Source organism: Viscerimonas tarda, from assembly GCF_054601255.1.
This window is the reverse complement of record NZ_BAAHWV010000062.1, coordinates 1-9,333: the sequence shown is the minus strand read 5'-3', so window position 1 is coordinate 9,333 and position 9,333 is coordinate 1. Positions and strand designations below refer to the sequence as shown.

At 38.8% G+C, this 9,333-nt stretch carries 18 protein-coding genes; 1 reads left to right on the top strand and 17 read right to left on the bottom strand.

Translation table 11 applies throughout. From position 1 onward, the window contains the following. On the top strand, window positions 1-194 hold a 194-nt coding region (locus ACYPWY_RS15055; protein ID WP_459686371.1), incomplete at its 5' end, for a transposase. Window positions 195-342: 148 nt separating this feature from the next. Here ACYPWY_RS15055 and ACYPWY_RS15050 read toward each other — a convergent pair. The 17 genes from ACYPWY_RS15050 to ACYPWY_RS14970 all read right to left on the bottom strand — a co-directional run bounded on the left by ACYPWY_RS15050 (window position 343) and on the right by ACYPWY_RS14970 (window position 9,147). Continuing rightward, window positions 343-1,365: a virulence RhuM family protein gene (locus ACYPWY_RS15050; RefSeq protein ID WP_459686370.1), complete on the bottom strand. Its 1,023-nt coding sequence runs from the start codon at window positions 1,363-1,365 to the stop codon at window positions 343-345. A gap of 8 nt (window positions 1,366-1,373) precedes the next feature. Then, window positions 1,374-1,730 carry a helix-turn-helix domain-containing protein gene (locus ACYPWY_RS15045; protein ID WP_459686369.1) on the bottom strand — a complete coding sequence of 119 codons (357 nt, stop codon included), beginning with the start codon at window positions 1,728-1,730 and terminating at the stop codon, window positions 1,374-1,376. A 67-nt stretch (window positions 1,731-1,797) separates the two neighbouring features. Further along, a complete protein-coding gene (rhuM, locus tag ACYPWY_RS15040) occupies window positions 1,798-3,177 on the bottom strand; it encodes a virulence RhuM family protein (RefSeq protein WP_459686368.1) in 1,380 nt (459 codons plus the stop codon). Between the two features lie 15 nt (window positions 3,178-3,192). Next, on the bottom strand, window positions 3,193-3,684 hold the full coding sequence (locus tag ACYPWY_RS15035; protein WP_459686367.1) for a hypothetical protein: 492 nt from the start codon (window positions 3,682-3,684) through the stop codon (window positions 3,193-3,195). A gap of 270 nt (window positions 3,685-3,954) precedes the next feature. Next, window positions 3,955-4,197: a hypothetical protein gene (locus ACYPWY_RS15030; RefSeq protein WP_459686366.1), complete on the bottom strand. Its 243-nt coding sequence runs from the start codon at window positions 4,195-4,197 to the stop codon at window positions 3,955-3,957. A gap of 258 nt (window positions 4,198-4,455) precedes the next feature. After that, complete coding sequence (locus ACYPWY_RS15025; protein ID WP_459686365.1) at window positions 4,456-4,662, bottom strand: hypothetical protein; 207 nt, start codon at window positions 4,660-4,662, stop codon at window positions 4,456-4,458. Then, a complete protein-coding gene (locus tag ACYPWY_RS15020; RefSeq protein ID WP_459686364.1) occupies window positions 4,649-4,966 on the bottom strand; it encodes a hypothetical protein in 318 nt (105 codons plus the stop codon). Before ACYPWY_RS15020 ends, ACYPWY_RS15025 begins: the two co-directional genes overlap by 14 nt. Before the next feature lie 7 nt (window positions 4,967-4,973). Beyond that, window positions 4,974-5,258 carry a DUF3853 family protein gene (locus tag ACYPWY_RS15015; protein ID WP_459686363.1) on the bottom strand — a complete coding sequence of 95 codons (285 nt, stop codon included), beginning with the start codon at window positions 5,256-5,258 and terminating at the stop codon, window positions 4,974-4,976. Between the two features lie 221 nt (window positions 5,259-5,479). Next, on the bottom strand, window positions 5,480-5,746 hold the full coding sequence (locus ACYPWY_RS15010; protein ID WP_459686362.1) for a hypothetical protein: 267 nt from the start codon (window positions 5,744-5,746) through the stop codon (window positions 5,480-5,482). A gap of 12 nt (window positions 5,747-5,758) precedes the next feature. Further along, window positions 5,759-6,097, bottom strand: a complete 339-nt coding sequence (locus ACYPWY_RS15005) for a hypothetical protein (RefSeq protein WP_459686361.1) — start codon at window positions 6,095-6,097, stop codon at window positions 5,759-5,761. Window positions 6,098-6,131: 34 nt separating this feature from the next. Continuing rightward, a complete protein-coding gene (locus tag ACYPWY_RS15000; protein ID WP_459686360.1) occupies window positions 6,132-6,338 on the bottom strand; it encodes a hypothetical protein in 207 nt (68 codons plus the stop codon). Continuing rightward, a complete protein-coding gene (locus ACYPWY_RS14995) occupies window positions 6,328-6,507 on the bottom strand; it encodes a hypothetical protein (protein WP_459686359.1) in 180 nt (59 codons plus the stop codon). Before ACYPWY_RS14995 ends, ACYPWY_RS15000 begins: the two co-directional genes overlap by 11 nt. Next, window positions 6,491-6,802 carry a DUF5681 domain-containing protein gene (locus ACYPWY_RS14990; RefSeq protein ID WP_459686358.1) on the bottom strand — a complete coding sequence of 104 codons (312 nt, stop codon included), beginning with the start codon at window positions 6,800-6,802 and terminating at the stop codon, window positions 6,491-6,493. The genes ACYPWY_RS14995 and ACYPWY_RS14990 overlap by 17 nt, the downstream gene beginning before the upstream one ends. An 80-nt stretch (window positions 6,803-6,882) precedes the next feature. Further along, window positions 6,883-7,830: a phage/plasmid replication domain-containing protein gene (locus ACYPWY_RS14985; RefSeq protein ID WP_459686357.1), complete on the bottom strand. Its 948-nt coding sequence runs from the start codon at window positions 7,828-7,830 to the stop codon at window positions 6,883-6,885. Between the two features lie 33 nt (window positions 7,831-7,863). Further along, window positions 7,864-8,427 carry a hypothetical protein gene (locus ACYPWY_RS14980; RefSeq protein ID WP_459686356.1) on the bottom strand — a complete coding sequence of 188 codons (564 nt, stop codon included), beginning with the start codon at window positions 8,425-8,427 and terminating at the stop codon, window positions 7,864-7,866. Then, window positions 8,424-8,729 carry a helix-turn-helix domain-containing protein gene (locus ACYPWY_RS14975; protein ID WP_459686355.1) on the bottom strand — a complete coding sequence of 102 codons (306 nt, stop codon included), beginning with the start codon at window positions 8,727-8,729 and terminating at the stop codon, window positions 8,424-8,426. The genes ACYPWY_RS14980 and ACYPWY_RS14975 overlap by 4 nt, the downstream gene beginning before the upstream one ends. Before the next feature lie 160 nt (window positions 8,730-8,889). Then, on the bottom strand, window positions 8,890-9,147 hold the full coding sequence (locus tag ACYPWY_RS14970; protein ID WP_459686354.1) for a hypothetical protein: 258 nt from the start codon (window positions 9,145-9,147) through the stop codon (window positions 8,890-8,892). Window positions 9,148-9,333 lie beyond the last annotated feature (186 nt).

Genomic DNA, 9,333 nt, shown 5'->3' with positions numbered 1-9,333 from the left:
GTCTTTTCCTTTTCTATCTGCCTCCGTATTCCCCGCATCTGAACATTGCGGAAACACTTTGGAGAATATTGAAGGGAAAATGGATAAGACCACAGGACTATGCGAGTACTGACACACTTTTCTACTCTACCAACAGGGCGGTGGCAGCGGTGGGTAAAGAACTGTTCATTAACTATTCGCATAATGTCGCTTAATTTTGAGTACTTACTTACTTTATTTATAGGTGGTATAAGAGGAAAAATTGATGCCCAACTAAAATCTCACTTCCCCACACAGGAAATATAATCTTCTTTTTCTCAATATCCTGCTGGTTTTGAGGTACAAACTTGTAAATAGGTTTGGTTAGGGTCTATTTTCCTTTTTATTCGCTTGTGCCGCTAATTCTTTAACAGCCCTGTCAAAATCACTTTCGTATTGCAACATTTCTTTCCGGCGATATTCTTCAAATTCCCGCATTGCCTTTTCATTGGCTTGCTCGCGCGAGATTGCTCCGGCATTGTTTAGCAAAGGGCGATTACCGACCGACAGGATATTATCCAATTTCTCAATCCATTGCCGCATAGTCATCGGTTGCTGCTCAATAGCCTGCAATTCAGCAAAATCAAGGTATTGAGAAACCAACAAGTTAAGCACCTGCAATTCTTTCTCCGACAAATAATTCTTGGCAATCTTAACATCGTCCCGCGTGATGTAGTTTCCTTTGAAGTTGGTCATGCCAACCATCGGTTTACCGGCATCCACCCGCTGATAAATTACTTCTGCTGCCGTATGCTGGTGGGCGGCATAATGCATTTTATTCTGAACAGTAGCGAAAAATTGGCGGGTTATGTCGGCTTGCGGATCGTAATCCGTTGCCGTAGCGTAAATATCTGTTACCTGCTGATAAAGATTGCGCTCGCTTGAACGAATATCCCTGATTCGCTGAAGCAACTCGCGAAAATAACGGTTGCCGTTCCCTTTCAGTCGTTCATCGTCAATGGTAAATCCTTTTTGGATATATTCGTGCAGCCGTTGTGTCGCCCATTGCCTGAACCTTGTTGCTACCTGGGACTTGACCCTGTAACCGACGGCGATAATCATGTCCAGATTGTAATGAGGTAAATCTCTCGCAACATGTCTGTTCCCTTCCAATCGAACTTGTCGGAAATTCCGACAGGTTGCATTTTCATCTAATTCACCGTCTTGATAAATATTTGCAATATGTTCAACAACGTTTGTTCTTGAACTCATAAACAATTCTGTAATTTGCTGTTGCGTAAGCCAAACGGTATCGTCTTCCAAACGGACATTGACATTGGTTACTCCATTATCATCCTGATAGAGGATAAATTGGCTATTGGCAGGTTGTAGATTATCGCTGGGCATAATGTTTCCTATTTCATTAAAATGTTCTCTTCGCTTGTAAGCAGTTTTTTGAATTTTTTCTTTGGCGCCCGTTTTTTCACTAATATCCCGGCATCCTGCAATTTCCGGCCAAGCACATCATCGGCAACCATATTCGACAAACTTTTCTCCAAGCCCAACACAAAAAGCGCCTGCGCATAATAGCCCATCGAAACGCTGGGTTCGCCTTTTTCTATCTGCCAAAGGGTGGAACGGGAAATACCTGCTCGCTCTGCAACCTGCTCAGCGCTCAACTTCCGCCGTAGCCGAGCCAGTTTAATATCTTCGCCCAATTCTTCCAGAATTTTGGTAAGTCGAGGGAGTAATGTGTATTTTGCTCGCTTCATAATGTTTTATATTTTGTACAAATATAGTTATTTTGTTTTATATATCAAACATTATATAATATATTTTTCATTCTTCTTCCTGTTCCCCTCCCATCCGCCGAATCTCTTTATCGAAATCCGAAGTATAATTCCGGTCTTGAATAACGCGGAATTTGTTGTATTCTTCAAAGGCTTTAATCTTTGCTTCTTCGGCGGTAATCTTGCCACCATCCAGTAAAATTGGGTAGGATGACAAATCCAGAAAACTATCCAAAAACATGGCCCAATCCTCCATGGTGGTCGTAACTTTTCGTTTGGCACGGTTTTCCGCCAAATCCAAATAAGCCGACACAATCTGGTTCAACTCTTTGATATGCGCTTCCGACAAGTAGTTTTTAGCGACTGCCACATCCGATTTCATAATTTTCCCATCGGGGGCTAATTTCCAGTTCGTTAATCCCATATTGATTTTACTTGCATCGACGTGGGTGTAAATAATTTCCGCCGCTGTCTGACCGGTTATTGCCCAATGCAGCTTGTTTTGCACTTTGGCATAAAAGTTTCGGGTAACAAGCGAATCCTTTTGATAATCGTCAGCCGTGGCGTAAATATCCGTAACTTTCTGATACAACATTCGTTCGGAGGTGCGAATATCGCGGATGCGTTCCAGTACCAAATCGAAATGTTCCCTACTCCATTGGTCGCCTTTCTTGAAACGTTCATCATCCATCACAAAGCCTTTGCGGATAAATTCGCTCAATACCTGTGTCGCCCAAATACGGAACTGTGTCGCTTTTGTGGAATTAACACGATAGCCAACAGCAATGATGGCATCCAAGTTGTAAAACATGGTATCGTATTGTTTGCCATCGTCGGCAGTTATCCAAATTTTTCGGATAACTGAATATTTATTTAACTCTCCCGACTCGAAAATTTGCTGTAAATGGTAACTGATTGTACGCACATCCACATTGAAAATATCGCCCATTCGCTTCTGTGTAGTCCAAAAAGTATCGCCATCGTAAGTGAGTTCTACGTGTAGTTTCCCTTCGGGGTCGGAGTAAAAAACCAAGTCGCTATTCTCTTGTATTACAATTGATTGATTCAATTTCTTTTCGGCAATTCGTTCGGTTGCCCATTGACGAAAACGCGTTGCCACTTGGGATTTTACGCGGTAGCCAATAGAGAGTATTAAATCCAAATTATAATATTTGGTATCATACGTTTTTCCATCAGGGGCAGTATGTCGGAAATTCCGACATACTGAACTTTCATCCAACTCTTTTTCTTCAAAAATATTTTGGATATGTTCGGTAATAGTGGTTCGCCCTTTCCCAAATAATTGTGAGATTTGCGCTTGGGTAAGCCAAACGGTATCGTCTTCCAAACGGACATTGACATTGGTTACTCCATTATCGTCCTGATAGAGGATAAAGCTGCTGTCGGGTTGTGGGTTATTGTTGGTCATAACTGGGTATTTTACTTAATCAAACAAACTGTCAACATCAAACGGAATATCCGCATCGGGGTCTTTATCGAAAGGTGTTACGCCGGGAGGATTAAATAGGCCCCAACGGTCGATAATGTAGCTCCACTTGTCAAATCCGGCGACCCAGTCTATAAACAATAAGCGATATTCTTCGATTAACTGCCTGACTATATGAAAATATTCCACTTCTTTAAAGCCAAAATCTTTTAAAGAATGGTTCATTACCTTGAGGTCGCACGCCGCCTTGCGAATAAAGGTTGCCGCCTCCATCTTCAAGTCGTACAAATCTACGTTATGAGCGCCCGCCACCTTCACCGTCAGCTGACCTGCATGAAAAAGCATTTCCGATTTCATCCACTGAAGATGTTTATCATCCTCCGGTATCAATCCGGCAATAAGCTGAACAACACCCTGTATTTCCCGACCTTTCTTATAAATAGGAAGCTCTTCTACTTCTATCTTATCGTCTTCTTCGTCTTCAAACATATTTTTCGTTGTATTATTGAATATATTTCGTGGTTCTTTACTATTTACCCACACAGAATGTGATTATGCGATTGTAATAGTTTGATAATCAAATAAAAAAGACCGTTGTTTTAGCGAGTGGGTAACAAGCCGGTAACAGAAAGCGCAAATAAAGGCACTTTTAATGGTCTTTTCTGTTTCAAAGTTAATCATTAAATTTAATCGGTGGTAATTTCTCCTTTCATTTCACCCAAGTAGTGCATACATTCACCAATGTGCTTTTTAGTCGGTTCATTTAAGATATAATGCACCGTCCATAATATCGCCGATATACTCCATTTCTGAAACATCTACACCTTTCATCAATTCAGGTACACCCGGATAAACCGCAACAAGTATTTTGCCCTCATTATTGATACGGCTTACAATGTTTGACAATTTCACAAAATCACCCATAACAGCATATTGAAGTAAAAACCAAAGGTCTTTAGCTATTCCATCGGGTTTATTAATGTAGGTAAAGTCGTTCATCATTATGGTAGTTTATGCAAATGTAATGCAATTGCATAGCAAATGTATTATAGTGATACACTTAAATACGCCTAAATACCAAAATCGTGTACATTTCCGTGTACACTTCTCATAACTTACTGATATTCAATAAGGGTTGTAGAACAACAAGTTCCACAACCCTTTTCTGCCCCTCCTGCTGAGGGGGCTATCTCAAAAGGTTGTAGAACAACAAGTTCCACAACCCTTTTCTGCCATACTGTCATATCAAAAGCAGTAGTTTTATTGAATAGAATTACCGTTTTTTCCTTCATCTAATTTATTGAATACATTCACAATGCACCGTATCAAGTGGTGATTTTGTTGGAGTTCTTCCGGTGTGTCTCCTGTATCACAACCCAAATATCCATTAAAAATATCGTTTAATCTCTTTTCAATTTCAGCGGAATTATAGCCATACATTATGCTATCAATATCATTCAATTTCATTCTTGTAAGTTTTGATGTTAGACAATTTGAAAAACAAATCTTCAAACCACCACCGCAAACGATGAAAAGCGGATATTTTCACTTTCTCAAAAACTGGCTTACCTGAAATAAAAACGGGTGGTTGTGTATTGCCTGACTTGACACCAAGCCAAACCCTACCATTAAACAGAATAGAAAAACGCTCTTTTATGGTCGGTTTCCAACACGATATACATTGCGTTTCATCAGTCCAATAATGCAAATCGGCACTGCCGTTTGTTCCTTTGCTTGTTTTTCTTGCTTGTGAAAAATAAATTGGTTTCATAAGTTTTTTATTTTGATTGTTTCATAAGTTCCAATGCCAAGTCAACATCAATAACTATCATTCTACCACATTGCGATATTGCCCGGTCTATTTTTCCATTTGCCTTGATTCTGTTTGCTGTGGTCATACTGCAACTAAATATCTTAGCAATGCCGGAAATGCCATATTCAAGCCGTTTCTTTGGCGTTTCAGCATCTTTTAAAACAATTGGTTGTTGTTGCTCCAATAATTCCAAGAACTCGCCAACGGTCAATTGCCAAAGGGGTTTATTCAAATCAATATCCGTTTTCATACTCAAATTTTGTATTGTTTACGATACAAATTTCAAATAATCTTTCTTAAAAATCAATATTGATTCAAAACTTTGTTTATCTTTGTATTTGAATATCAATGATATGTGTATTACTATAATACACCCCCGTTTAATTTAATGTTAGCTTTTGTTAGCTTCAAAGACACAAAAAGCCCCAAACATCTACATTTAGGGCTTTCAAATAAAAGTCTTGTTTCGGCTTATCTCAATCGGTTCTTTTCATAAGCCAACGCTCCGTTTTTAAGCGTTTCCAATTGCTTTATCAAACTTTCCGTTTGCTCTACATCAAACAATAGCACAACTGCTTTTTGTGGTTTGTTTTGCTCAATATAAAGGCATATTCCCGGACAAAGTTCCTTTTCTCCTTTACTGTCTTGCAAAGTTGTTTTTGCAAGTTGAACCGTTACCGAAACATCGCTTTGGTTCTTAACCGCAGCTTCTGATTGCATCAAATTGTTTTGTTCCATTCTGTTTGTCAATTAAAGGGTTTTGCCACCAAGTGGATTTAATGAATTGTCAATTTTTGCCTTTCCTGCATCTACATCCAATTTGGAAACTTCAAGCGGTTTTTTGGTTTTATCCAAAAATGCCGTAACGCCCTCGCTAACCCCGACTATATCGGCAATAGCGTTTTCTAATTGCATTTTTTTATCGTGGAACTCTTTTTCTGCAAGTAAGTTTTGACCTACCTTTTGGAAAACATCCGCTTGACTGCCTGTGATTTCAGGTTGGTTCTGTTTTGCGGTGTGATACTCTTTTTCTAAATCTGCAATTTGCTTTTTGTAAATTTCAACAATTGCTTTGTCTGCTTCTGTCATAACTCAAAATTTTAGTGATTAATACATTTTGCTTTTACATATTTTCAACTTCAAACCCCAATTTTCTATGGAGTTCTTTTATAAGGTCGTTCAATTCATCATCGGTCAAATTGTTGTACCTTTTGGATATTGTGGTTTCCAACGTTTCTAAATCGGAGTTATCAAAATAACCTCTTTTCAATGCCTTTAACAGCATTATTTTCATATCCCTATCAATGGATATTCTTGTGTTAGCATTCATTTTCAATCTGATTTAAATATTCTTTTGCTTCTTGCCTTGTCAATACTCGTGCGGGTTGTGCAAGGTCAAGAACCTTTTTTAATTCCGGTATCATATCAGTATCAAGAAAACCATCTTTTAAGGCTTTCAACAATACAATCTTTTCCTCACGCTCAATCTTGATTTTCATTTTCTTCAATGTTTTGCGTTATTTCTAAAACAAGATTATCCAATTGTTCATCTGTCAGGTTGTTGAAGTCCACTTGCGCTTGTATGCTTTGCATTTTTGGCACGGTGTAACTCATAAACTTTTCAAGAATCAATAAACGGTCTTTTGGCTCAATAGCTTTCAAATCTCGCTCAATTTGCCGTCTGTTTTTCTCAATCAACCGTGAAAGCCATTGCCTCACCTCTGTTGTTGTCCTGTTGGGGCTTCCTTTTGGTCGTCCGTTTGGATTGCCCGTTTTTCCTTTTGGCTGTGCCATAATTCAATGTATTTTAATGTTGTTTTCATTCAGTATCGTTACCAAATAATGGTAACAAATCACACTTTACTATAAGGGAATTACCGTTTATAGGACAAAATATTTCTAATCTCTGAATCTAATTCAGTAACCAAATCATCCGCTTTGGTAATATCCGCTTTGTTGGATATTTCCTTTAATTTTGCTTTAAGTCGTGTATAGTATTTTCTATCTTCAAACACCTTGTTTTGTTTCATATCTTCCAAAATGCTTTGTACTTCATCAGGTGTCAATTTGTGCAATGCAATAGCACAAACAAAGTCGGTTGCATCCGATACAGTTTTAATTTTTTCCATCGCTTCAAAATTTGGAGTTCGCTTTTTATCTATATTGAAATATCCATCAGCCCAAAGGCTTATTACTTTGCCATAAAACTTTGCATCAAATAGCGTGTTTCCCTTTATTTCAGGCTCTTTTAGTTGTTGTGGTAAACGTGTATTCCATCGGGCTTCATACCGCAACAAATTTGAACCTGAAAACACATCAGGCATTACGCCGTTACGGCTCGATACCTCACGGGCTTTGTCATAGAATATCAAGGCTCTTTTTTGCTCTTTTCCCTTGTTGTGATAATAAAGGGTGTTGTTGGTCGCCTGAACCCGGTTAAAGTTCCTACACAGCCCCAAAACATCGTAATAACCATTTGCCGGATGTTTCATTATAAAGTTTGTCGATACGTCAATACGGGTAACACAAGCCCTCAACAAATCCAAATGAATGGAATCCGATAATTTGGCAATGGCTTCTTTTACTTGATTTCTGTTTAGCGTGTATGTGTTATCAGGAAAAAGAAACTTTGCCAAACTGCCTTTGATTGAAACACCCGCCATCGATACCGTTACTTTCAGGTTGTCAAGGTTTCCAACACTCCAAAACTCCCCCGTATCCTTGTTTACGGTTTCTTTGGGGTTCTTCAAATATTGGGTTGATTTTTCCAAATCTGAACCGGCTTCAACCCTATTCAACCAAAAGTTTACAGTATCATACATTGTTACCAAATTTTGGGTACAAATTACATCTTACTATAAGGGAATTGCAGTTTTTGCCTGTTTACGCAATTGCGCCAAAACTTCATCAAAACCGCCAAATGATAGTTGTTTCCGGTACGCATCAATAAGCAACCGCCCACCCTCGATAACCAACACTTCCAACACTTGCATATCCTTTGAGAAAAGGAATAGAAAAGCATCGTTTCTTTGTCCGTACATCGGATTTTTAACGCCCCCTTTAAGCGTTTCCCGGTCGCTTGGTTCGCCACTCGCAAATAATGTTTGCTTATTGTCTGCATACTGAAAGCGTATGCCTGAAAAGTTGATTGCTTTGCTTTTGGCGGGGGTACATTGCAAATAATATTCCGGTGTCGTGCCGTCCTGTTTGCGGTACTCGTTCTTGTCGGTAGGTATAAGATTGAAAAACAAAATGCCTTTGTAGTTTTTCAACTTGTCCAATGCTTCCCAATACCCGGCAATGGCTGTTAAATCAAATCTTGGTTGCTTTCTTAGTTCGGTAACTCCCTTGCGGGTTACGTTCCAGTATTCCGGTAATTGCTCAAATCGGAAATAAGCGGATATATTAGGGGTTATCATTTTGCACCCCCTTTCTTTGGGAATTTCCCGGTAACTACATAGGTGGTCGCTTCTTGTTCAATTTCTTGTTTTGTTGCTACTCGGTTTTGTTTCATCCAATTTTCAACCTCTGTACGGTCAAAATATATCTGCTTTCCATTAGGTCGATAAAAGGGTATTGAGTGGCTACAAGTAGCTTTGTAAAGCCACGATTTACTTAATCCGGTAAGTAATGCCACATCTTCCAAGCAAAGTACATTCTTTGAAGCCAATAGACTGTTACGCTCTATTCTGTCAAGCTGATTTAAAATTCTTTCTTCCATTTTTGCATAATTCAAAAAGTTAATGAATCGGGCGTGTACTTTGCCCTTTTAACTCGCAATTGCAATGCAAAAATCAGAAATGAATGAAAAGAAAATGGTTTACTTTGGTTTGCTGTAAAGTTTACCGTAAACCATCAAGAACAAAAAAAGAGAGGTGCTTTTACCTCTCTTTAGTTTCTGATTTTAGTTTTTTGAAATATTGTTCGCTTTTTGGATTTTCCTTATAGGATGGATTTAGATTTTTTATTGAATTATTACTTATCGGCTTGCCTTTATCGGTGAATGTATTCACTGTTTTAACCCATTTTTTATCTTCATTAGGATAAAATGTATTGATGAACATATTCAAATCTTGCAAGTTTGTAAGCCATTTTATCGGGTGGGTTGTTGCATCTTCAATATATTTTTCCTTTTGCAATGCTTCTAAAACAGCATCGGGGATTGTAAGTTTTAGCGTGGCGGCATTGCCATTTGTATCGTAAGCCTTCGCTCCTCCGCATCTTGCCCAGTTTGCCCGCTCACCTTACCTTTGCCAAAAAAAAAGAAATGCACAAGCCAAGTAAACGCAGATTAAGTACAGAGGAAGGCTTCGCCATCATTGCGA

Excerpts from the sequence above, each read along its gene's own strand:
- ACYPWY_RS15050 (WP_459686370.1), bottom strand. The coding sequence starts at position 1,365 with ATGCCCAGCGATAATCTACAACCTGCCAATAGCCAATTTATCCTCTAT.
- ACYPWY_RS15045 (WP_459686369.1), bottom strand. The coding sequence starts at position 1,730 with ATGAAGCGAGCAAAATACACATTACTCCCTCGACTTACCAAAATTCTG.
- rhuM (WP_459686368.1), bottom strand. The coding sequence starts at position 3,177 with ATGACCAACAATAACCCACAACCCGACAGCAGCTTTATCCTCTATCAG.
- ACYPWY_RS15035 (WP_459686367.1), bottom strand. The coding sequence starts at position 3,684 with ATGTTTGAAGACGAAGAAGACGATAAGATAGAAGTAGAAGAGCTTCCT.
- ACYPWY_RS15030 (WP_459686366.1), bottom strand. The coding sequence starts at position 4,197 with ATGATGAACGACTTTACCTACATTAATAAACCCGATGGAATAGCTAAA.
- ACYPWY_RS15025 (WP_459686365.1), bottom strand. The coding sequence starts at position 4,662 with ATGAAATTGAATGATATTGATAGCATAATGTATGGCTATAATTCCGCT.
- ACYPWY_RS15020 (WP_459686364.1), bottom strand. The coding sequence starts at position 4,966 with ATGAAACCAATTTATTTTTCACAAGCAAGAAAAACAAGCAAAGGAACA.
- ACYPWY_RS15015 (WP_459686363.1), bottom strand. The coding sequence starts at position 5,258 with ATGAAAACGGATATTGATTTGAATAAACCCCTTTGGCAATTGACCGTT.
- ACYPWY_RS15010 (WP_459686362.1), bottom strand. The coding sequence starts at position 5,746 with ATGGAACAAAACAATTTGATGCAATCAGAAGCTGCGGTTAAGAACCAA.
- ACYPWY_RS15005 (WP_459686361.1), bottom strand. The coding sequence starts at position 6,097 with ATGACAGAAGCAGACAAAGCAATTGTTGAAATTTACAAAAAGCAAATT.
- ACYPWY_RS15000 (WP_459686360.1), bottom strand. The coding sequence starts at position 6,338 with ATGAATGCTAACACAAGAATATCCATTGATAGGGATATGAAAATAATG.
- ACYPWY_RS14995 (WP_459686359.1), bottom strand. The coding sequence starts at position 6,507 with ATGAAAATCAAGATTGAGCGTGAGGAAAAGATTGTATTGTTGAAAGCC.
- ACYPWY_RS14990 (WP_459686358.1), bottom strand. The coding sequence starts at position 6,802 with ATGGCACAGCCAAAAGGAAAAACGGGCAATCCAAACGGACGACCAAAA.
- ACYPWY_RS14985 (WP_459686357.1), bottom strand. The coding sequence starts at position 7,830 with ATGTATGATACTGTAAACTTTTGGTTGAATAGGGTTGAAGCCGGTTCA.
- ACYPWY_RS14980 (WP_459686356.1), bottom strand. The coding sequence starts at position 8,427 with ATGATAACCCCTAATATATCCGCTTATTTCCGATTTGAGCAATTACCG.
- ACYPWY_RS14975 (WP_459686355.1), bottom strand. The coding sequence starts at position 8,729 with ATGGAAGAAAGAATTTTAAATCAGCTTGACAGAATAGAGCGTAACAGT.